Genomic DNA, 21664 nt, shown 5'->3' with positions numbered 1-21664 from the left:
CCTATTAGACATGGCTATCTTTACCGATCCAATCAAGGACCATGCGGACTTCGGCCCGGGCGACGCCGAGTGGCTCCACCTGCTGGTAGGGGACTGGCAACTGGTCGCCGACCTCGCATTTGCCGACCTCGCGCTCTGGTTCCCGCTGCCCGACGGCGGTTATGTGGCGCTCGCCCATGCCCGCCCCTCGACGTCGCACACTGTCTTCCACAGTGACTTCGTGGGGGAGCGGATGCGCGGGGACCTCCAGCCGCTGGTCGACAAGGCGTGGAATTCCCAGACCATCGAACGGTCCAGCGAGACCAATTGGACAGCCGACACGGCGATGCGCGTGGAAGCGATACCCTTTGTGCGCAACGGCCGGACGCTTGCAGTGGTCACGTCGCATATGGACCTCTCCAGCTCCCGAATGCCGTCCCGGCTCGAACTCACGTACCGCCAGTGTGCCTACGACCTGCTGCGGATGGGGACCCTTGGACTGTGGCCTGATTTTGCCACTCCCACAGGGTCCCGCCGCGGAGCTCCCCGTGTAGGAGACGGCCTCATCAGGCTGGACGCCCAGGGAGTGGTGCAGTATGCAAGCCCCAACGGCGTCTCGGCGTTCCGCCGGTTGGGGGATATGGAGACGCTTGAAGGGCGTCCGCTCGCCGAAATCACCACGGCGCTGCTCAAGGACCGCAGGATGGTGGACGAGACGCTGCCGCTGGTGGTGACTGGCCGGATGCCGTGGCGTACGGAAATCGAGTCGCGGGGCGTGAGCCTGTCGCTGCGTGCCATCCCGCTGCGGGACGAAAAGGAACGGTTCGGAGCGCTCGTGCTGTGCCGCGACGTATCGGAGCTGCGCCGCCGGGAGATGGAACTCGTGTCAAAGGATGCGACGATCCGCGAGATCCACCACCGGGTCAAGAACAACCTGCAGACTGTGGCTGCGCTGCTGCGCATGCAGTCACGCCGGATGGAAAGCGAAGAGGGGAAGCTCGGGCTGGCGCAGGCCATGCGGCGGGTTTCGACCATCGCGCTGGTCCACGAGACGCTCTCCCAAGGGCTCACCCAAAACGTGGACTTCGACGAACTCATTGACCGGCAGTTCCGCCTCTCAGCCGAGGTGGCCTCGCCGCTGCAGCCTGTAAGGACCGAACGGCAGGGGACCTTCGGGGAACTGCCGAGCGATTTCGCGACACCGCTGGCCCTGGTGATCAATGAACTGGTGACCAACGCCGTCGAACACGGGCTCTCCGGCCCGGACGGCGGAACTGTCTGGCTCAATGCGGAGCGGCACCGGAACGCAGAAAACGAAGAAACGCTGACCGTGACGGTGTCCGACGACGGCGTGGGGCTACCCCCTGAGCCGCGGCGCGAAGGGCTCGGCCTCCAGATCGTCCGCACCCTGGTCCAAAGCGAACTGGCCGGAACGATCGAATGGTCTCTCCGCCCGGGCGGCGGAACTGAGGTGCGGGTCGAGATGGGACTGGAGAACGCGCGAAAGCGCTAGGGATCCCGCCCCGATCCGCCCCAGCCGCGAGACCGGACCGCGAACACAACGATGGGCCGCTGCCGAGGCAGCGGCCCATCGTTTCCAGGCGGGGGGCCTGGCTAAGTCTTGGTGGAAAAGGACTCCCGTGAGTCCCTCTCTTCCTAGGAAGCCCGGCGCGCCCTTGCGGCACGGCGCTTCAGGGCACGGCGTTCATCTTCGCTCATGCCGCCCCAGACGCCGGCGTCCTGTCCGGTTTCGATGGCCCACTGAAGGCAGGTATCGAGTACCGGGCACCGGCGGCATACGCTCTTGGCTTCTTCAATCTGAAGAAGAGCCGGGCCGGTGTTTCCCACAGGGAAGAACAGCTCCGGATCCTTGTCCAGACATGCTGCGCGGCTCCGCCAATCCATGCTAATCACTATCTCCTCTAAAAAGTTGACTCCGCTTGTTTGTGAAAACATTCACGAGCAACCACAAACTAAAGGGGCCGTTTTCGGCCCCGATCCCCTCTACTAGGGTGTCACGGCACGGAAACGCAAACAAGGGTTTACAAGCTGTTAATCTGCCGGAAATGATGAGTGATGCGTCACAAAGGCCCGTGGCCTCGACCCTCTAGGCTGCCTAACCGGCGCTGCTCCTAGAGCATGTCCGGTAGTGTGCCAGTGTGTCAAGACCCCAAGATTCCGCAGAACAGGCAGGACGTCCGCCTGCGGCGCTCCTGATCTCAGCCATCCTTGTCCTCGAGGCCCTGGGCCTGCTGGGCGTTGCAGCCTGGTACATCTACAACCTGCTGACCGCTACGGCCACGTCCCTGGGCGGTGCCGTCTTCACCCTCATCCTGGTCATAGTTCTCGCGGTGTGGCTCCTGGTAGTGGGGCACTTCTTCTTCCGCGGCATGCGGTGGACACGGGCCGCAGCGCTGGTCTGGCAGCTGTTCATGATCGTCCTCGCCGTGCCCACGCTGCAGGGCGGCGTGGTGCTGGTTGGCCTGCTCCTGCTGGTTCCTGCCGCCGCGGTGATCCTGCTGCTGTTCACCAAGCCTGTGGTCGCGTGGACTTCCCGGATCAGCGGAGATGCGCAGGCCTTCTAGGAGTGTCATGTGGGAGCCGCGGAGTTACGCACAGCGTGGTTTCTGGTCAGCGGCGGGCCTCGCGGTAGACTGCCGGACGGGGGCATGGAACGTTCGTAACGAGAGGTATGCGTGACCCAGGAAGCAGTCGCCGCGCCGGAGCGGGACGGGAGGCGAAACACTCTCCCTGACCGCTCATACCGTCCGGAGGTCCAAGGGCTTCGGGCACTCGCCATCCTCATGGTTGTGAGCTACCACATCTGGTTTGGCAGGGTATCCGGCGGCGTCGACATCTTCCTGCTCATATCCGCATTGCTGCTCACCTTGTCATTCGTCCGCAAGGTGGAAACCGGCAGGCCCCTGAAATTGGGCGGGTACTGGCTCCATCTCTTCAAACGGCTGTTGCCCGCTGTCGTCGTCGTACTGCTCGGTGTGCTCACGGCGACGGCGATGTTTGTCCCGCGCTCGCGCTGGACGGAGATTCTGTCCCAGACCTGGTCCTCCCTCTTTTACTTCCAAAACTGGGCACTGGCCGCGAATTCCGTTGATTACTACGCCGCGGACCAGAGCGTTGCCAGCCCGCTGCAGCATTTCTGGTCGCTGTCGGTCCAGGGGCAGGTGTTCATCCTCTGGCCCTTGCTCTTTGCCCTCGCCGCGTTCATCGCCCGGGCAGCCAAGCTGCGGTTCCGGATCGTTGTCCTGCTGGTCTTCGGAGCCGTTTTCACCGCATCGCTCACTTTCTCGATCTACGAGACCTACACCAACCAGGTACACGCCTACTTCGACACGCGAACGCGTCTTTGGGAGTTTGCCTTCGGGACGCTGCTGGCACTTTCCCTTCCGTACCTGAAACTTCCCCAGCCGCTGCGGGTCCTGGCAGGATGGATCGGCCTTGCTGCCATGCTCTCCGGGGGGTTCATCCTGGACGTTCAGGGCCAGTTCCCCGGGTATGTCGCGTTGTGGCCCCTGATCGCGGCGGCCCTGGTCATTGTCGCCGGCGAGACGGGGAGCCCGGTGGGCGCTGACCGCTTCCTGACGTGGAAACCGCTGATCCGCCTGGGTGACATGTCATACGCGCTGTACCTGTGGCACTGGCCTGTCCTGATCATCTATCTGATCTGGCGGGGACGTGAAGAAGCGGGTCCTGTGGAAGGAGCCGCCATCATTGCCCTTTCCCTGGTGCTGGCATACCTCACGACCCGCTTTATTGAACGTCCACTGCGCTCCCCGGCGTGGACCGGGAAGAAGGGGCGGGCGGTGATCGTCATCGCCGTGTGCGTTGGCCTTGCAGCAGCGCCTGTTGCCGGTTGGCAGGCGGGACTGCGACTGGAAAACGAGAGAGTTCAGTCTGCGGCTGACGTCAACAATCCCGGCGCTGCGGCACTGGAGTCTGATTTTGTCTACGAGGCGGCCGAAGAGGCTGAGCTGCTGCCGCTTTTGGACCTGGCGGGCTCGGATTACGCAGACCTAAGCGCCCCGTGCACAGGCCGGTTCGCGACAGATGCCCCGGCGCTGCAAGGGTACGCGTGTACAGAGTACGTTTCGGCGACTGATCCCGACAAAGTGCTGGTAGCTGTAGGCAACAGCCACGTGCAGCAATGGTTGGCCGCAATCGGCCCCATCGCCGAGGCGAAGAACTGGACGCTTATCGGACTGGCGCGGGGCGGGTGCCAGTTCGTGGATTACTCGGAGGGGATTTCGCAAGAGTGCAATGACCGCAACAGCCAGGCGCTTGATTACATACTCGACCTGCATCCTGATGCGGTGATCACAACGGCGACCTACTCGATCGGGGAGTATCCGCACGAGCTGCTCCCCGGTGGATTCCTGGCCACAGCGAACGCGGTCATGGACCAGGGAATCCGGTTCATCGGGATACGGGACAACCCGAGACACACTGTCAATATGGCGACGTGCCCGGAGGACTACGGGGTGGACTCGGCGACATGCAATCCCGATTACGAATCTGTTCGGGCAGCGGAATCACCGTTGCTGGAAATGGGTGCGATGCTTCCGGCCATGAGGCTCCTGGACGTCGATGATCTCGTCTGCCCGGGAGGCACATGCCCGGCAGTCATCGGAAACGTGCGGGTCTACCTCGACGAAAACCATATCTCGGCAACTTATGCCAGAAGCATGGCGCCGGCACTGATGCCAAGGCTTCTCGATGCACTTAATCCGGCGGACAGCAGATCGCTGGTCCAGCTTGCGCACTAGGCGCGAAATGCCTTCGCGTGTTTTGTCCGATAACCTTGACCGTTGGGTGAGTGCCGCAGGGCAGCCCGGAAACTAACAGGAGTGACAAGTGAACGTTGACCTCGTCGTCGTAGGGTCAGGCTTCTTCGGCCTCACCGTTGCCGAACGTGCTGCCAAGGAACTGGGACTGAAAGTCGCTGTCCTGGACCGCCGGCACCACATTGGTGGGAACGCATACAGCGAGAACGAAGCCCAGACCGGAATTGAGGTCCACCGCTACGGCGCTCACCTCTTCCACACCTCCAACGAGCGGGTCTGGAGCTATGTGAATGAGTTCACCCAGTTCACCAACTACGTGCACAAGGTTTACACCAGCCATAAGGGCGAGGTGTACCCAATGCCGATCAACCTGGGCACGATCAACCAGTTCTTCCGTTCCTCCATGGGCCCGGCCGAGGCGAAGGCGCTCATTCAGGAGCAGGCCGGCGAACTCGCAGGAACCGACCCGCAGAACCTGAATGACAAGGGCATCCAGCTGATTGGCCGGCCCCTCTACGAGGCGTTCATCAAGTACTACACCGGCAAGCAGTGGCAGACGGACCCCAAGAATCTGCCCGCGGAGATTATTTCCCGGCTTCCCGTCCGCTACACCTATGACAACCGGTACTTCAATGACAAGTACGAGGGCCTGCCCGTTGACGGCTACACCGCATGGATCGAGCGGATGGCCGACCACCCGAACATCCAGGTGCACCTGAAGACCGACTTCTTCGACGACGGACACGAGTTCTCCCGGGCCACCACCCTGGGCCAGGTTCCGGTGGTCTACACCGGACCCGTTGACCGGTACTTCGACTACGCCGAAGGTGACCTGTCCTGGCGCACGATCGACCTCGAGGAAGAGGTCCTGCCAATTGAGGATTTCCAGGGCACCTCGGTCATGAACTACCCGGATGAGGATGTTCCCTACACCCGCATCCATGAGTTCCGCCACTTCCACCCCGAGCGGGACTACACCAAGGACGCCACAGTCATCATGCGTGAGTTCTCCCGTTTCGCTGAAAAGGGCGACGAGCCGTATTACCCGGTCAACACCGCAGAGGACCGCGCCAAGCTCCTGGCCTACCGCGACCTCGCGAAGGGCGAAAAGGACGTACTGTTCGGCGGCCGCCTTGGTACGTACAAGTACCTGGACATGCACATGGCCATCGGCTCGGCTCTTTCCATGTACGACAATAAGATCAAGCCCCACTTCACCGGGGGAGCCAAGCTTGAAAGTGGAGGGGTGGACGCGTGAGCAACGCCATCGTTGAAGACGACGGAAAAGCCGTTCAGGAGCAGTGGTCTACGCTCCAGCGCGTAGTCCTGCCCTCCCAGGACCAGCTGGACACGGTTCCGCTTTACCTTGATACCGGCAGCGCGACCGGCGTGCAGCTTTCCACGATGAACGGGGACGCGAAGACCAGCAAGGCCGGGCCGATGATGTCTGCCCCGGGCAAGGAAGCCCACGCCGAGGACTTCCTCTCGCGTCACTCCACCTCGGTCCGCGCAGGCGAAAGGGTGTCCTTCGGTACGTACTTCAACGCCTTCCCAGCGAGTTACTGGCGCCGCTGGACCAATCTGGATACCGTACGCCTGAGCGTCCGGACCACCGGAACCGGCGCAGTCAGCGTCTACAAGTCCAACGCCCGCGGCGCCCTCCAGCACGTGGAAACGCAGCGGGTCAGCGCTCCCGCAACCAGCACCTTCGAGCTGAGTCTGAAGCCCTTCGGCGATGGCGGCTGGTACTGGTTCGACCTGGTGGCCGGCTCTGAGCCGCTCATTCTTGAAGAAGCCGAATGGCAGGCTCCGGGTGCTCCGGTTAGCCAGGGCAGTGTGACCCTTGAGATCACGACGCTGAACAAGACTGACTTCTGCCTGAACAACCTGCGCATCCTGGGCGAGCACCCTGAGGCCCTTAAGTGCCTCAAAGAGGTGCTGATCGTAGACCAAGGCACCCAGAAGGTAGCCGAGGCAGAAGGTTTCGCTGAAGTCGAGGCCCTGATGGACGGCAAGCTCCGTATCATCAACCAAGCGAACCTCGGCGGTTCCGGCGGCTTTGCGCGCGGTATGTACGAGGCCGTGGAGAGCGGTAGTGACTACGTCCTCCTCCTGGACGACGACGTCGTGATGGAGCCTGAGAGCATCTCCCGCCTGGTGACCTTTGCAGACCGCTGCAAGACGCCCACCATCGTGGGCGGGCACATGTTCGACCTTTACAACCGAACAGTGCTGCACACCTTCGGCGAGACGGTGAATCCTTACCGGTTCCAGCCGGATCAGCCGCATTCCGAGCAGACCCTGGGGCACGATTTCGTCCGCTCCAACCTGCGGCAGACCTCGTGGCTGCACCGCCGAGTGGACGTTGACTACAACGGCTGGTGGATGTGCCTGATTCCTACCCAGGTGATCCGTGACATCGGACTGTCCCTTCCTGTCTTCATCAAGTGGGACGATGCCGAATACGGACTGCGGGCGAAGGCTGCCGGTTACCCGACGGTTTCAATGCCGGGTTCGGCTGTGTGGCATGTTTCCTGGATCGACAAGGACGACCTCGTCGGCTGGCAGGCCTACTTCCACACCCGCAACCGCATGATCGCTGCGCTTCTGCACAGTCCGTATGAGCGCGGCGGCCGGGTGGTCCGGGAAACCGGCTACATGGACCTCAAGCACCTGATCTCCATGCAGTACTTCACCGCTGTCGGCCGGACCATGGCCCTGCGCGACCTCCTGAAAGGCCCGGAGCAGCTGCACGACCTGCTTCCGTCCAAGCTGCCCGAGATCCGCGCCATGGTCTCGGAGTTTCCCGACGCCCAGATCCAGTCCGAGCCTGAGGCGTTCCCCGCGCCGGTGATGCACAAGCCGCCGCGCCGCGGACAGGGCTTCAGCGCGCCGTCCTACGTGACCCTGATTCCCTGGGCTGCGAAGACGGTGGTGAAGCAGCTGACCAAGAAGGTCCCCGAGACCAGCATGGAGCACCCGCAGGCCTACATTGCCCACCAGGACAACAAGTGGTGGCGCATGTCCCAGTACGACAGCGCTGTGGTTTCCAATGCAGAAGGAACCGGTGCCTCCTGGTACCGGCGCGACCCGCAGCAGATGCGTGCACTGCTCGCTGAAAGCCTGCGCCTGAACGCGGAGATCCTGAAGAACTGGCAGTCCCTGAGCGACCGCTACCGCAGCGCGCTGCCGCAGATCACCTCCTTCGAGGCCTGGAAAGCGACATTCGAGAAGCACTCGGAAGAAGAGGGACGGTAGGTTTGTCCGCCGAAGCTCTTCAGACGCCGGGACGCGGCAGCGGATTCGCTGATCTGTTCCGCTCCCGCTTCCTGCTGAAACTGCTGGTCGCCAAGGAACTCAAGGTCCGGTACCGCGGATCGGTTCTGGGATTGCTCTGGTCCTACGTAAAACCGGGCGTGCAGTTCATCGTGTTCTACATAGCGCTCGGCGTCTTCCTGGGATTGGAGCGGAGCCCCGGCAACCCTGAGGGCCTGCCGAACTACGCGATCTATCTGTTTTCCGGCATTGTGCTGATCAACTTCTTTACTGAGGCCCTGGGCAATGCGTCGCGGTCGATCGTGGGGAACGGCGGCCTGATCAAGAAGATCTACCTCCCTCGCCAGCTCTTCCCGGTCGCGTCGGTCTGGGTGTCAGGCGTCCACTTTGTACCGCAGATCCTGATCCTGGTAGTCGCCTGCCTGTTCAACGGGTGGCGGCCGGGTGTGCTCCAGCTCGCGGCGGCGGTGGGCGGTTTTGTCATCGTGGCGCTGCTGGCCACGGGCCTTGGACTGTTGTTCGGTGCGGTGAACGTGTATTTCCGCGACGCTGAGAACCTCGTGGACATGCTTCTGATGATTGCCACCTGGGCTTCGCCGGTGCTGTACTCCTGGACGATGGTGCAGAAGCAGCTCGGCGAGACCTTCTTCAACATCTACCAGCTGAACCCGATCACGGTTGGCGTGGAAACGTTCCACTACGCGTTCTGGCTTCCCACTACGGACGGAGCAGAGGCTATTCCTCCGCACCTTCTTTCCATGTGGCTTCCTATTGGCCTTGCCATTTCAGGACTGGTCCTGCTGGCCGGCCAGCTCGTCTTCCGCCGCCTTGAAGGCCGTTTCGCTCAGGAGCTCTGACCCGTGGCAACTGCCATTGAAGTACGCAACATCAACAAGCGGTTCGTCCTGCGCCACACGCGTTCGATGAAGGAAGCGTTTGTCTGGCTGATCAAGGGCCGCAAAGGTGACCTGAGCGAAAAGTTCGACGCGCTGAAGGATGTCTCGCTCACGGTTGAGCAGGGAGAGACTGTCGCGCTGCTGGGCCTGAACGGTTCCGGAAAGTCGACGTTGCTGAAGCACATTTCCGGTGTCATGCGGCCCGACGTCGGCAGTGTTGGCACGCGCGGCCGGGTCGCCGGCCTGATCGAGGTCGGTGCGGGATTCCACCACGACCTCAGCGGCCGTGACAACGTGTACCTGAACGGCGCGATCCTGGGTATGACCGAGGATGAGATCAACGAGAAGTTCGACTCCATCGTCGAGTTCTCCGAGATTGGCCAGTTCATCGACACCGAGGTGAAGTTTTACTCCTCGGGCATGTACCTGCGGCTCGCGTTTTCCGTCGCGGTCCACACAGACCCCGAAGTCTTCCTGGTCGACGAGATCCTGGCCGTGGGCGATGAGCCGTTCCAGAAGAAGTGCATTGACAAGATCAAGGAACTGGCCGGCGAGGGTAAGACGCTGGTCGTGGTCAGCCACGACCTGGACCTGGTCTCCCGGATCTGTGAGCGCGGCGTCCTCCTGGAGCACGGACAGATCGTCATGGATGCGCCCGTGCAGGAAGTCGTTGACAAGATGCGGGCCGGATAACGGAAAGGCAGTCCGGCAAACCCCGGGCTTTTCACGTGCCCGCGGTTTGCCCCGCCGGTCCTGCAGTGCCTGCCGGAACGCCAAACGCTCCTGCCCAGGTGTTACTCCTGGCAGCCGTTGAACTTATACAGCTTGGCTTCGCCGACCTGGTCCACTAGTTCGAAGTCTGGATCGGTATCCAGGTTTTCGATGCCGGGATAGCGGTGATCCCCGCCGTGTACTTCCCTCTCGCCGAAGTCCAGCACGTACTGGAGGTTCTCGTTTCGCGCGGCGACACACACTTCGGGAATGAGGTCCGCGTCCCGCAGATCAGTCTCGATCGTAATGGTGTCCTCAGTTACGGTGTCCAGCGTATGCCTGTGCGTGGTGTCCCGGTCCGAGAAGGCAAAGGCCAAAGCTCCGCCCGTGTATGGATTGACCGCAATGGTCGCGTCCTCAGGCACGATTTCGTCTATCCGGTCCATCAGTTCCAGCTCGTCAGAAGAGACCAGGGCTGAATCCGCGGACAGGATGTACATTTGTGCCGCGCGCCAGATGGCGTCGTCCATGTTCCGTCCCTGTGTCAGCGGCAGCAGAACCAGTACACCTGCCAGACCGGCTGCGCCTGCGCTCACGGCGCGTCCCCGCGGCGTCAACGAGTCAAGCACGCGGCCTCCAGGGGCTGAAGCAGCGCGGCTTCCCAGCCACATAAACACAGTGCTGAGCCCGAGAATGGAGAGGGGCGCTGCCAGGAGCGGAAGAATGGCCGCAAGCCGATTCGGATCGTTGTAGTACACGCCGGTAATGAAGCTGCGGAGGGTCGAGCGCTCGAAGCCGGAAGCGATCACGAACAATGCCGTTGCAATCAGGTAGGAAGCGGGCAGCCATCGAAGCCGGGGGAGCCTGATGGCGGCGGCCACCCCAACGATCGCCAGGACGCTGGCCAGGAAAGCGACAGGACGTCCAAAGGGCGCGTTGAAGAGTGCTTCACCAAACGCCTGTGCCGAGGTCTCGACAGGACCCCAGAATGCGGCCTCTTCCGGCGGCCGGACGAAGTTCCAAACAGCAGCGAACGCCCCCAGGACGATGAGCAAGGCCAGTGAAGGCAGGCCAACCGACCGGAGTGGCTCCTTCCCCGCGTTGCGGGCGGCATGGACATAAAGGGCGTATGCGCCTATCACCAGGGGCACAGCCAGGAGCAGAAGTGTCAGCATGCCGTTGGGATGGGCGAGTGCGATCCCGGGGTAAGCCAGCAACGCGATGAACACCGCAGCAGGAACGGAAATCCTGGTATTCGGCGCCTGCTGCAGAACGATCGCAGCCAGGGCCAGACCCGCAGGCACCATGGCCAGGGAGAAAAAGTTGGGGTAGAGGACGCCAAAGTCGAGCAGAAGGATCGGAAAAGCGGGGAAACTGGCGATCAGTACGCCGCCGGCAATCACTGCAGCTGAAGCGAGCCTCGCCAGCTGCCTGACAGCGAACATTACTGAGAAGGGCCAGAGTGCTGCAGCCACTGCGATGTTGGCCGCGTTTACTGCAACCGTGAGCTCCGCCCCGGAGACCTGCGCCACCAGAGACGCGAAGCCGTGCCAGCCGGCGGGATAGAACGGAACAGGACCATCGCCTGCGGTCATTCCAGCGACGGAGAGGGAGGACGCGTCACCCGTCTCCAGGATGTAATGAACCGCGTTCAGGTGGAAGATGTTGTCGAAAGACTGGGAAAAGGAATCGGGGTTGCCGAGCACCCGGGTCACCTGCCAAACCAGGATCACCGCTGCGATCGCAGTCCCTGCGAAGAATGCCAGCTCCTGGGACGGGGTTGAAGCCCGCGGCAAGCGTGCAGCTGAAGGCCACCTTCGGTCCAATACCTGACGAACGGCGAAGGCCGCGGCAGCGGCAAGCAAAGCTCCGACGACGGGAACAACCGGAGTCCACGGCAACCCGGTCAACGACGCGATTACCGCCCCCACGCTGATCAGGGAGGCGCTAACCAACGGCGCCAGGGCGACAGCGTCGAAAGCCCGCAGGCGCAGTGCAGCTGTCACGGCAAATCCTGGCAGGAACAGCACGGCCAAGCTGGCCAGTACTGCAGGGGTGGCATTGAGCCAGTCCATGGGTGGTCCTTACAATCGACGGCGTCGGTGCTGGATGTGGCCAGCGCCGGGAGGTGGCAGAGCGGCCAGGGTGGAAGCTATTTCCCGTGCGTAAGGAGGCTCAGCAGATACTCGCCGTAGCCGCTCTTAACCAGCGGTTCGGCGCGTTGACGAAGTTCATCGTCGCTCAGGAAACCAGCACGCCAGGCGATCTCTTCCGGTGCACCGATCTTGAGGCCTTGACGGCTCTCGACGGTGCGGATGAAGTTCGATGCGTCGTTCAGGGAATCGAATGTCCCGGTGTCCAGCCACGCGGTTCCCCGTGGCAGGATTTCGACCTGGAGCCGGCCTTCCTCCAAATAGGCGCGGTTGATGTCGGTGATCTCCAACTCACCCCGGGGGGAAGGCTTGAGCTCGTGGGCCTTCTCAATGACGTCATTGCCATAGAAATAGAGCCCTGGTACCGCATAGTTGCTCTTGGGAACAGCCGGTTTTTCCTCCAGCGAGAGCGCCTTGCCCGCCTGATCGAATTCGACGACACCGTATGCCGTAGGATCAGCAACCCAGAAGCCGAACACGGCTCCTCCGTCGACATCGCTGAAACGCTTCAGCTGCGTGCCCATCCCGTGACCGTAAAACACGTTGTCGCCCAGGACCAGCGCCACGGTGTCCTGCCCGATGTGGTCTTCACCGAGGATGAAGGCCTGTGCCAGGCCGTCCGGAGTTGGCTGTTCCGTGTAGGTGAGTGAGATACCGAACTGCGAACCGTCCCCAAGCAGGCGCTTGAACTGTTCGGAGTCATGCGGGGTGGTGATGATGAGGATGTCCCGGATCCCAGCGAGAATCAGCGTGGAGAGGGGGTAGTAAATCATCGGCTTGTCGTAGACGGGGGCCAGTTGCTTGCTGATGCCCCGTGTTATGGGATGAAGTCTGGAACCGGTTCCTCCGGCTAGAATGATGCCACGCATACTAAGAAGTATCGCCCGAGCTCATTAGCCCGCCAAATTATGGTCCCCGGCGGGCCGGCTGGACCTGTGTGAAGGCAGGTCTTTTCGCCTGTCAGACGCCGGTGGCGGAGCGAACATTAATGAATGATAGTTGCCAATGTTCTGGAGGGCTTGTGCCAAGAACCGATCTGTCCGCCAACCAGCTCTGGGTCGGTAAACCCTTCGACAACCGGAACAACAGCCTGAACCTCATTCGGTTGCTTCTGGCATTGACTGTCCTGGTCCACCACAGCTGGCCCCTCACCGGGTCAGACTATGAACCCGGATTCGCAGGTGAAACCCTCGGCGGCTGGGCAATCGCGGGGTTCTTCGTGATCAGCGGCTACCTTATTACCGCGAGCCGCTGGTCAAATTCCCTTGGAGACTATCTGGTTCACCGGGTCGCGCGGATCATGCCGGCTTTCGTGGTCTGCCTCGTTGTAGTGGCCTTCGTTTTTGCTCCAATAGGCTACGCGGCCGCCAAGGGCAACCTGGACGGTTTCTTCGGCACAGCGACCACTCCGGCCAACTACGTCTTTGCGAACCTTGGCCTGAAGATGAATGCCTACGACGTCGCCGGTTCACCCTTCAACGTTCCGTACCCGGGCGCTTGGAATGGATCGCTGTGGAGCCTCTACTACGAGTTCCTCTGCTATATCCTCGTTGCCTTCGTCGGGGTGTTCGCGTTTTTCCGGAAGTCTCCCTGGTTCATGACGGCAGCGTTCGTACTGAGCGTAGCGGTGGAAGCCAACATCGAGTCTGTCCTTCCGTACCTGCAGCACAACTTCGATTTCCAGCTGCTCTTCCAGCTCCTGCCCTTCTTCCTGGGCGGGGCCGTGGTCCAGGTCTGGAAACACCGTATCGGTATTCACTGGCTGCCTGCGCTCCTTTCCATCGGCGCAGCCGTCCTGATTACTGCGCTGGTTCCAGAGTGGGGCGGAGCCGCCTCCGCGGTCTTCATCTGCTACGGGATCCTCTGGATATCACTGTGGCTGCCCTCGCCGGCAATCATCAAGAAGAACGACGTTTCCTACGGGCTTTACATCTATGCTTTTCCAGTCCAGCAGCTTCTGGCGGTGTACGGCGTCCACCAACTCGGCATCCTTCCGTTCACGCTGATAGCAACCGTATGCTCCCTCCCATTGGCGGCGGCCAGCTGGATTCTGGTCGAAAGGCCCGTCATGCGAATGGTTCGTGGTCGACGGAAAACAGTTCAACCCAAGGAAGGCACAGGTCAAGCGGAGACGCGTGACCCCGAGACAGCAGATCGATGACGATTGCCGATCCACCACGCAGAAGTCAAAGGCGAGTCTCTTCGAGGCCGCCAACTACCAACCGTCATGCAGCCGTCCTGGCTCTGGTTTCGGGCGCCGGAGGATTTGCTGCCGTCACCATTCTGAGATCAGCGGGGCTGCTCAACGGCTTTGTGACGCTGTTTGTGCTTCTGGGCCTCCTCCTGATGCTGCCGGTGGCCAAGACACTATCCAGACGGCTTTTGCTCACCCTTCCCGTGCTTCTTGGCGGAGTTCCGTTGTTGTGGTGGGTTCCGTGGCCGGCATTCTTCCCTGACCGCGGAACCCTGGTCCTGGGTGCAGCAGCCGGAGCAGCGGCTGCAGCGGCCGCATTCCGACTGGCAGGCGGGTCCGTGCAGAGGTCCTTGCTGCCGCAGGTGCGAGGAATTGACCTGGTCCCTCTTGCTGCTGGCCTCGCCGCAGCCTTTGTCCAATGGAATTCGCTGACTGTCCGCCGTGCCGAGGACGCGCTGTCTCTCCTGTCCTCCCGGTGGGACAACGCTTCGCACTTCGATATGTACTTTCTGATCCGTCGAGAAGGCCAGGTGATCCCGCTTCTTCCGTCTGCACCCGACGGGAGCGCGTGGTCCTTCTCCGACTATCCTCAAGGTTTCCATTCACTTTTGGCCACGCTTGCTGAGCTGGTCCACGGACCATCATGGCGTCCGATGGAAGCAGAGCTGGTCAGTTACTCCATATTGACGGGGGTTGTAGTCGTACTGTCGACGCTGCTCGTCACCGCCGGAGTATGTTCGTTGCCGGCGTTCCGCCGCTCCGCCCTTATCGGCGGACCGGTAGCGGTGGTGATTGCGTGCGGCTGGTCCCTCGGCCCCGGCACCGTTGCGTACATGCATGGGTACGCCAACTTCTTCCTGGCAGTCTCCCTCGCTGCAGCCGCCGTGCTGCTGGCGGTATCGATGGACCGTCCCGCCATGGTCCTTCCGTTGATGGCCGCGACTTTCGCAGCCGTTGGGATAGCGAACAACTGGATGCCGCTGCTGGCTTACCTGCCCGGTGCAATAGTGATGCTTTGCCTGCCTGGCAGACGCAGCCGCTGGGCCGCTGCGAAGACCCAGTCCATTGGCGCAGGGATGGTCATCGTGCTGGGACTGACTGGCGCCGCCGTGGCTGTATATCAGCTTGCTTCAGTGGAAGTGCCGGACATAGTCACCGCTGAGACATCGTTTCCGAATTTTGACGCAGGCGTCCTGTGGCAGCTTCTCGCTCTTTGTGCCGTTGCGTATATCTTGCTGCTGTCGCGGAGCCGCCGCCAGGGACTTTCAGCGTCCCAGCAGAGGGCAGGTTGGAGCGTATTGGCTCTCGCCGGCGGGGCAGCGGCGACTCTGGCGATGTCCGTTATACAGCTCGTCGAGCTGGGCACACTTTCCTACTACTCAATGAAGCTCATGCTCTCCCTGGAGCTCATGGCATTGGTTCTCGCAGGCGTGGCAGTCATGCATTTCGTCGACGCTGCGGGATTCGGAAGGCCACCGGCTGCGGCCGGCCAGCGGGGAAGACGCAGAAAGCGTCCAGCCCTGTACGCGGCCAGTGTGGCAGCCATGGTGGCAGCGTCCCAGGCGTTTGGAGGCCTGGTGCACGTGCCCGACGCCGGCCTGGCGGGAACGGCCCCCGGCGTTTCGGAAAAGCTTGCCCAGGACAGTATTCGGGAGTCCGGTCCTTCCGGGAGCGTCTTGGCGCTGCTCCATGCGGTCTCCCGGAACACGGGGGAGCCTGCCATGTATTTGACCACGAATACCGCCCAAATGGACCCTGTGCTGGCCCAGCAGTGGTACAGCGCCCTCACACAGACCTACACCGAACACAACTGGGAGTTGTCCTGGAGCATGTTTGCCCTCTCTGAAGGCGAGAGCGGACTTGCTACAGCTGTCAACGACATCCTGGCTGAGGATCCGGGCACCTCGATTGTCGTGGACCCCTGGAACGAGGAAGCGCTGGCAGAGGCCTTGGCGGGCCGCTGACTAACGCAAGGCCAGATACAGGTATGCGCAGCCCCTCTTGAGGAGCTGCGCATACCTGCAGGTACCCGCACGGCAGGTGCGGAGGGAACCCCTCTAGGCGGGCTGGACGTTGGGCTGCTCGTCGATCCAGTTGGCCAGCCTGTCGATGCCCTGCACCAGGTTGAAGCGCGCCTTCCAGGAAAGGTCGCTGGCAGCAGCTTCCACTGAAGCCCAGGCATGCCGGACATCCCCTTGGCGATACTGGCCGGTGACGTGCGGCTCCGGAGCGCCGTAGTGGGCTGCGATGAGCGCAGCGGCCGTGCCAATGGTCTGGAATTCCCCGGAGCCGATGTCGAGGATCCGCTGAGGAGCTGCAGCAGCCGTTGCCGCGGCAACAACGGCGGAGGCAACGTCATCTATCAGGATGAAGTCCCGCCGGACATCACCGTCTTCGTAGAGCGGAATGGACTTCCCTGACTTAGCCATGCGGCAGAACAGCGACATAATCCCTGTGTAGGGATTGATGAGGGACTGGCCCGGACCGTAAACATTCTGCAGACGCAGGATAACCGGCTCCACACCGTATGACTTAGCCCATGCCTGCAGGATGTTTTCTTGTGCAAGCTTGGTCGCGCCGTAAACACTGACAGGGGCCGGGAACACCTCGGAGGCGTCCATCGCGGTGGGCGTGGCTCCCGGGAAATCCCACTGCGCCTGTTCGAGCGTCTCACTCGTGCGCTGCCCCGGATAGAAAAGCTCACCGGTTTCGTTGCGGCGCCAGGCACCTTCGCCGTAGACCGCGCGGCTGCTTGTCAGGACGATACGCCGCGGCAGCTTTCCGCTGCGGTTCAATGCGTCCAGCAAAGCGGTGGTTCCTACGACATTTGTCATGGCGTGGCGGGTGGACTCTTCGAGGGATTGTCCGGTGCCGGTTTCCGCAGCCAGATGAATAACGACGTCGGGTGAAACATCAGACAGCACGCTGTCCATGAAGTTCGCATCCGTGATATCGCCTACCAGAAGATCAGCCCCGGCAGCGAGCTCCGCCGGCCGCTGCGCCGAAGGATGGATCTGGGGGTGGAGGCTGTCGACGACGACGACCCGTTCGAATGCAGTTACAAGGGAATCGGAGATTGCACACCCGATAAAACCCGCACCGCCGGTTACCAGGACAGTCTGTGCTGCGTGGTTCTGTGCCGAATTCACAATTATGCCTTTCGTTAAAACCTGTTAGCGGCCGAAGCCGTGCCGAAAGAGGACCCGTGCGGCGGCGGTGTTCTGACTGATCAAGGCTTTGGGCAGCAAGGTCAGCGCGTGGGCACGGGACGTGATCCGGGCGTTGGCAGCACGCTCGGCTTTGAACCAGCCAAGTTCCTTGGCCTGTTGTGCGGCCACGCTGAAGTAGTCGCGTTCGCCGGCAAAACGCGAACCGTCCACGAGTTTGGACGATGAAGCGCTGGCCGTGTGGCGCCGGTAGGAGAAGCAGAGCGTATCGATAAGGAGAAGCTGGTCCCCCTTGAAGATCATGTCCATTACCAGGGCGAGGTCCTGGATAATTGGGAAGCCTTCCCGGAATTCAACTTCGCGGATCTTGTCAACGCGGAAAGCCAGCGACGGCCAGTACAGCCAATCGCCGTGGAGGAGATTGGCGGCAAGAGCTTCGCCGGAAAGAATGCGGTACTCACGTGCCCGTGGCTGCACCACGTTTTGCTTGACGGTGTCAACCATGGTTCGTGTAATGCGTCCGTCTTCGTCGATGACTTGGACACCAGGTTGGATGATGGCGGCACCGGGGAATTTCCGGTGTCCCTTAATCACTGTCTCAACGTAGTTGGGCAGCAGGACATCGTCGCAGCCCAGAATGGTCATGACTTCCTGGGTGGCCATCTCCACACACGTCCGGTAGTTGGCCGTAATTCCTTCATTCTGCGGCTTCCGCACGTAACGAATTCGCGGATCATTTACCCCGGCAAAATACTCTTTAATGGTGGTGTCGGGATACGCGTCGTCCACGACCGTCAGCAGCCAGTCGTCGCTGGTCTGAGCCAGAACACTCTGGACTGTCTCCATCATGTAGTCCGGATCGCCCCAGTACGGGATGAATATGTCTAGTGGCATGGAAAGGGAATGCACTTTCTACGAAGTAATACTGGACGGCGGGTGGCTACTGTGAGTCAGTGGACCTCGAGGGCCCGCTGTTCGCGCCTGCTCTGAGCCGTTCCACCTGTACACGGAGAATGGCCACTTCCTCAGCCAGCGCACGCGTCTCGTCCTCAACTTCCGAGATCTCCACCGAAAGGTGGAGCAGGACCCCGATTGTGAAAACGATCGTAATTGCGAAGAGAAGGTTGGAAGGTACCTGGACACCCAGGGCAGTCGCTGCAGCGCCCAAGAGACCTGGAAAAATGGCGAAGACCAGGGTGATTACACCAACGATGAGCCACAGGGCCGCGTATTTTTCACGGAGTTTTTTCCTGCGGACCAGGTCGAGGATGTAAACAACGATGATAAGCGGCAGGATAAAGGCTGTGATGAGTGCCACTCTCACACTCCGTTTTGGGTAGGCGGATTGGATTTCTTGCGTGTAAGGGCAAACAGGAGTGCGAAAACAGACCGCCCGAGGTAGATGCCGGCCTTGAGCGGATTGTGGCTTGGTTTGCCGCCTTGCCGGATCCGCATTTCCACGGGAATCTGTGTCACCTTGCATCCGGACTTAATGGCGACGACCAAAGAATCTATTGTGTCTCCCAGATATTCGGCCGGGTAATGATCGAGGTATTGGGCCAAGGCGCGGCTGTTAGCTGCACGGAAGCCGCTCGTTACGTCAGTCAGCCGCGTGCGGCTGAGGCGGGAGATCACCGCGGCGAGCACTTGCATGGCCCATTTCCTCGGGCCGGATACCTTATACGAACCCCGGTCGGCAAAGCGCGCGCCGATGGAGATGTCCGCATCCTGGAGTCCGTTGAGAACGCGCCTGATGTCCGCGGGATCGTGCTGGCCGTCCGCATCCACTTGGATGGCTGAGTCATAACCTTCACGAACAGCGAACCGGAAACCGGCACGCATGGCACCGCCCACCCCGAGGTTGAACGGCAAATTGAGTACGGTTGCTCCTGCGGCCGCCGCTGCTTCGCCGGTCCCGTCAGTGGAACCGTCGTTGACCACAAGGACATCGAAGTGATCCTCGAGGGACAAGACTTCGCGGACGGTGGCGCCTACGGTCTCGGCCTCATTCCATGCGGGCATGATAACCAGCGCACGTTTGTAGGGGGGATTGGCCATATCTCTTAACTTATACCAATTCTAGAGAAGTTTTGCGGACGAAGGGGCCTGCCGGGCGGTCAGCCGAGGCCGTAGCTGCGGGCAGCATAGCGTTGGTACAGAGCCGCGAAGGCGGTTGGCCACAGCTTCAGCAGACCTGCCCCGCCTGCAAGTACAGGAGCGATCCGGGCCGCTTGGGCAACCGTTCCGTAGGTCAGCTGTTTCCGGCAATCTGACAGGACCCGCTTTCCGGTATTCCGGTCCCGGGAAATGGCAGCGCTTTGTGCCACGAGCAGGTACATCAGGACCCGCATGGCCGCGTAGGCCGGGGCGAAGGCACCGGTTCGGTATCTGGAGTCCAAATTGGCCTCCAGATGAGCTTTGACCGTTTCCGTGTCGGTCGTGCTGGGAATCCGTCCCCAGGTGAGGGACCCCGTAGAGACGTAGTAGCGGTAAAGCGGTTCATCACACACCTTGACGGCCCGGCTGCGTGCATAAAGGGCCACGTTCATGGTCATGTCCTCAAACCGGTGGGCACCTTCGGGGTATCGCAGGCCCTCGAAAAGCTCCCTGCGATAAAGCTTGTCCCATGGGAAGGGAGTCAGTGCCCCGGTCATCCCCGCGCGGACTGCTTCACCGGTGAGCAGCATGCCCTTGGACTTGCTGCTGCGCTGCTTGACTTTTCCGTCCGGACTGACGAGGAAGTGGCCGCAGGCTACAACGTCAGTGTCCGCCGTCATGAGGCTTGTCAGCCGGGCGAGGAATCCCGGCAGCATCTCGTCATCCGCGTCCAGGAAGACGAGATAGCTTCCGGTGGCCGCATCGATCCCGGCATTGCGGGCCCCGGAACTGCCGAGGTTTTCCGGGAGGTCCAGGACCCTAATCCTGGGATCCTGCGAAGCCAGTGCCTGCGCGGCAGCGGCGGTCCCGTCCGTGGAGCGGTCATTGACCAGGATGAGTTCCCACGAAGCCATGGTCTGCTGGCGGACGCTTCCTACGGCTCGGGACAGGACCTTCTGGGCGTTGTAGCAGGGCGTTACGATACTCACCAACGGCGGGTGTGAAAACATCAGCTGTCTTTCTGTTCCGGCAGGGTTGGGACAACAACATCAGACGCCCGGCGGCGGATTCCGATAACGTGCACTGCAATTCCCACAAGCGGGCCGGCAATGAGGCTCGCAAAGACCCTGTCGACGAGCGGACCATCCAGCAACAGTGCGCCGAGGGCCACGACGGTCGCAGTGACCCATCCGACGGCATAGATCCGGTGACGGTCGATGGCCAAGGCAATAGTCCCTGTGAGCGTCAGGGCCGCCATGAGGGCGGCCGCGAAGGTCAAAACGGCCATCGTCCACGGGTCAACCCAATAACCGGGACCGAAAATGAGCATTATCCATGGGCCGGCCAGGGCCGCCAAGGCGGCACCTGCAACCCCGATAGCGAGAATCAGGGCAAGTGGGCGGATCAGCAACCCCAGGCCGCGGTCCCGCGGAGCGTTGACGAAGCGGTTGATCAATACTGCCTGAAATGCCTGCAGCGGCAGCATGATGGGGGCACGCGTCAGAGAGATGGCCAGGATCAAGGGCGCAGCGAGCGCATATTCTGCGTCCGGAGTCGTGAATTTCAGGAGCACCGGGTATCCGGTGATGAGTGTCGCCGTCGCTGCAGCGGAAGTCAGGGCATGCCCCATGCGTCTAATCAGTACAGGCCCTGGAACATCAGACCGCGCACCGGCAGCTTTGCGTGCACTGGATCCGAAGACAAGGAACAGAAGCCAAACGAAGGCGCCTGCGATGCACGCCATTTCTATACCTGCAAGACCGGCCGCAAGCAGGGCCACCAGGGCGACAGCCGCCAGCCTGACGAGTGCCTCAGCGGCTGCCAGTCCCGCAAAAAGCTTCCACTCCCGCAGCCCTCCGGCAGCGCCAGCCAGAGACGCATGTCCGGCGTAAGCGACAGCCACCACACTCATGCCTGCGACCAGCAGCCACGGCTGGCCGTCGGTGAAGAGTTCGCCGGCCCACAACGGAGACGATGCAGCGATGACTGCGGCCGCAGCTACCCCAATTCCGAGCCCGGTGCCCAAGATCCTGGGCCCGGTCCCGGATGTGCCTCGCTGGACGCTGCTGCTGACTGCGCGCGTTCCCTCGTTGATGATTCCGGCCAGTATCCCGATGACGAAAAACAGGGCCGCCCAATACGCGAGAAACGAGGCGTTTTCGGCCTCGTTCAGGGACCGTGCGGCGATGAACAAGACCAGATATCCCGAGGCAGCAGCGATCAGTGAAGACAACCCGACACCGGTGAGTCCTCCGGACTGCCCGCTGTCGTTTCCGGTGCTCTTCTCGGAACGTCGAGTCATCCCAGGGGTCCGGGTCCGGGTGTGGGGATGTTGGTGCTCGGCTTACACATTCCACCCAGTCTAGTCCAAGCACAAGCGCTCAGGCTGGAG

18 protein-coding genes are annotated in these 21664 nt (G+C 61.7%); 9 read left to right on the top strand and 9 right to left on the bottom strand.

Annotation, left to right across the window (positions count from 1 at the left end; genetic code table 11):
- Nucleotides 1-10 precede the first annotated feature (10 nt).
- A complete protein-coding gene (locus tag NF551_RS11690; protein WP_227894500.1) occupies nucleotides 11-1492 on the top strand; it encodes a sensor histidine kinase in 1482 nt (493 codons plus the stop codon).
- Nucleotides 1493-1635: 143 nt separating this feature from the next.
- Here NF551_RS11690 and NF551_RS11685 read toward each other — a convergent pair whose 3' ends face one another.
- Nucleotides 1636-1884, bottom strand: a complete 249-nt coding sequence (locus tag NF551_RS11685; RefSeq protein ID WP_227894501.1) for a WhiB family transcriptional regulator — start codon at nucleotides 1882-1884, stop codon at nucleotides 1636-1638.
- Between the two features lie 254 nt (nucleotides 1885-2138).
- Here NF551_RS11685 and NF551_RS11680 point away from each other — a divergent pair, with 254 nt between their 5' ends.
- From NF551_RS11680 to NF551_RS11655, 6 genes are all read left to right on the top strand, one after another.
- Nucleotides 2139-2564 (top strand): hypothetical protein, encoded by a 426-nt coding sequence (locus NF551_RS11680; protein ID WP_227894502.1) that lies wholly within the window; start codon nucleotides 2139-2141, stop codon nucleotides 2562-2564.
- A 111-nt stretch (nucleotides 2565-2675) separates the two neighbouring features.
- Nucleotides 2676-4760 carry an acyltransferase family protein gene (locus NF551_RS11675; RefSeq protein ID WP_227894503.1) on the top strand — a complete coding sequence of 695 codons (2085 nt, stop codon included), beginning with the start codon at nucleotides 2676-2678 and terminating at the stop codon, nucleotides 4758-4760.
- A gap of 88 nt (nucleotides 4761-4848) precedes the next feature.
- The gene (gene glf, locus NF551_RS11670; protein WP_227894504.1) at nucleotides 4849-6036 is read left to right on the top strand and encodes a UDP-galactopyranose mutase; all 1188 of its coding nucleotides are present in this window, start codon (nucleotides 4849-4851) and stop codon (nucleotides 6034-6036) included.
- Nucleotides 6033-8036 carry a glycosyltransferase gene (locus tag NF551_RS11665; RefSeq protein WP_227894505.1) on the top strand — a complete coding sequence of 668 codons (2004 nt, stop codon included), beginning with the start codon at nucleotides 6033-6035 and terminating at the stop codon, nucleotides 8034-8036. The genes glf and NF551_RS11665 overlap by 4 nt, the downstream gene beginning before the upstream one ends.
- Nucleotides 8037-8038: 2 nt before the next feature.
- On the top strand, nucleotides 8039-8911 hold the full coding sequence (locus NF551_RS11660; protein ID WP_227894506.1) for an ABC transporter permease: 873 nt from the start codon (nucleotides 8039-8041) through the stop codon (nucleotides 8909-8911).
- 3 nt (nucleotides 8912-8914) lie between these two features.
- A complete protein-coding gene (locus NF551_RS11655) occupies nucleotides 8915-9643 on the top strand; it encodes an ABC transporter ATP-binding protein (RefSeq protein ID WP_227894507.1) in 729 nt (242 codons plus the stop codon).
- 101 nt (nucleotides 9644-9744) lie between these two features.
- Here the strand turns inward: NF551_RS11655 and NF551_RS11650 are convergent, their stop codons facing one another.
- The gene (locus NF551_RS11650; protein WP_227894508.1) at nucleotides 9745-11736 is read right to left on the bottom strand and encodes a DUF6541 family protein; all 1992 of its coding nucleotides are present in this window, start codon (nucleotides 11734-11736) and stop codon (nucleotides 9745-9747) included.
- 77 nt (nucleotides 11737-11813) lie between these two features.
- Nucleotides 11814-12683, bottom strand: coding sequence for a glucose-1-phosphate thymidylyltransferase RfbA (gene rfbA / locus NF551_RS11645; protein ID WP_227894509.1), 870 nt, complete (start codon nucleotides 12681-12683; stop codon nucleotides 11814-11816).
- Between the two features lie 152 nt (nucleotides 12684-12835).
- Here rfbA and NF551_RS11640 point away from each other — a divergent pair, with 152 nt between their 5' ends.
- Nucleotides 12836-13975 (top strand): acyltransferase family protein, encoded by a 1140-nt coding sequence (locus NF551_RS11640; RefSeq protein WP_227894510.1) that lies wholly within the window; start codon nucleotides 12836-12838, stop codon nucleotides 13973-13975.
- Between the two features lie 221 nt (nucleotides 13976-14196).
- Nucleotides 14197-15972 (top strand): hypothetical protein, encoded by a 1776-nt coding sequence (locus NF551_RS11635; protein ID WP_227894511.1) that lies wholly within the window; start codon nucleotides 14197-14199, stop codon nucleotides 15970-15972.
- 93 nt (nucleotides 15973-16065) lie between these two features.
- Here the strand turns inward: NF551_RS11635 and NF551_RS11630 are convergent, their stop codons facing one another.
- From NF551_RS11630 to NF551_RS11605, 6 genes are read right to left on the bottom strand one after another with little or no spacing between them, the layout of a single operon-like run.
- Nucleotides 16066-17157, bottom strand: coding sequence for an NAD-dependent epimerase/dehydratase family protein (locus NF551_RS11630; RefSeq protein ID WP_227894512.1), 1092 nt, complete (start codon nucleotides 17155-17157; stop codon nucleotides 16066-16068).
- A 24-nt stretch (nucleotides 17158-17181) separates the two neighbouring features.
- Nucleotides 17182-18069 carry a glycosyltransferase gene (locus NF551_RS11625; protein ID WP_227894513.1) on the bottom strand — a complete coding sequence of 296 codons (888 nt, stop codon included), beginning with the start codon at nucleotides 18067-18069 and terminating at the stop codon, nucleotides 17182-17184.
- Nucleotides 18070-18115: 46 nt separating this feature from the next.
- On the bottom strand, nucleotides 18116-18493 hold the full coding sequence (locus NF551_RS11620; RefSeq protein ID WP_227894514.1) for a DUF2304 domain-containing protein: 378 nt from the start codon (nucleotides 18491-18493) through the stop codon (nucleotides 18116-18118).
- A gap of 2 nt (nucleotides 18494-18495) precedes the next feature.
- Nucleotides 18496-19233: a glycosyltransferase family 2 protein gene (locus tag NF551_RS11615; RefSeq protein ID WP_227894515.1), complete on the bottom strand. Its 738-nt coding sequence runs from the start codon at nucleotides 19231-19233 to the stop codon at nucleotides 18496-18498.
- Nucleotides 19234-19292: 59 nt separating this feature from the next.
- A complete protein-coding gene (locus tag NF551_RS11610) occupies nucleotides 19293-20261 on the bottom strand; it encodes a glycosyltransferase family 2 protein (protein WP_252604963.1) in 969 nt (322 codons plus the stop codon).
- Between the two features lie 20 nt (nucleotides 20262-20281).
- Nucleotides 20282-21574, bottom strand: a complete 1293-nt coding sequence (locus tag NF551_RS11605) for a hypothetical protein (RefSeq protein ID WP_227894517.1) — start codon at nucleotides 21572-21574, stop codon at nucleotides 20282-20284.
- Between the last annotated feature and the right edge of the window lie 90 nt (nucleotides 21575-21664).

It is taken from the genome of Arthrobacter caoxuetaonis (genome assembly GCF_023921125.1).
GTDB classification, from domain to species: domain Bacteria; phylum Actinomycetota; class Actinomycetes; order Actinomycetales; family Micrococcaceae; genus Arthrobacter_B; species Arthrobacter_B caoxuetaonis.
The sequence above is the reverse complement of the archived record's forward strand: the minus strand, read 5'-3'. Positions and strand labels throughout refer to the sequence as shown.

Bases quoted from the DNA above. Each gene is read 5' to 3' on its own strand.
- NF551_RS11650 (WP_227894508.1), bottom strand. From the start codon at position 11,736: ATGGACTGGCTCAATGCCACCCCTGCAGTACTGGCCAGCTTGGCCGTG.
- NF551_RS11690 (WP_227894500.1), top strand. From the start codon at position 11: ATGGCTATCTTTACCGATCCAATCAAGGACCATGCGGACTTCGGCCCG.
- rfbA (WP_227894509.1), bottom strand. From the start codon at position 12,683: ATGCGTGGCATCATTCTAGCCGGAGGAACCGGTTCCAGACTTCATCCC.
- NF551_RS11685 (WP_227894501.1), bottom strand. From the start codon at position 1,884: ATGGATTGGCGGAGCCGCGCAGCATGTCTGGACAAGGATCCGGAGCTG.
- NF551_RS11615 (WP_227894515.1), bottom strand. From the start codon at position 19,233: ATGGCCAATCCCCCCTACAAACGTGCGCTGGTTATCATGCCCGCATGG.
- NF551_RS11605 (WP_227894517.1), bottom strand. From the start codon at position 21,574: ATGACTCGACGTTCCGAGAAGAGCACCGGAAACGACAGCGGGCAGTCC.
- NF551_RS11625 (WP_227894513.1), bottom strand. From the start codon at position 18,069: ATGCCACTAGACATATTCATCCCGTACTGGGGCGATCCGGACTACATG.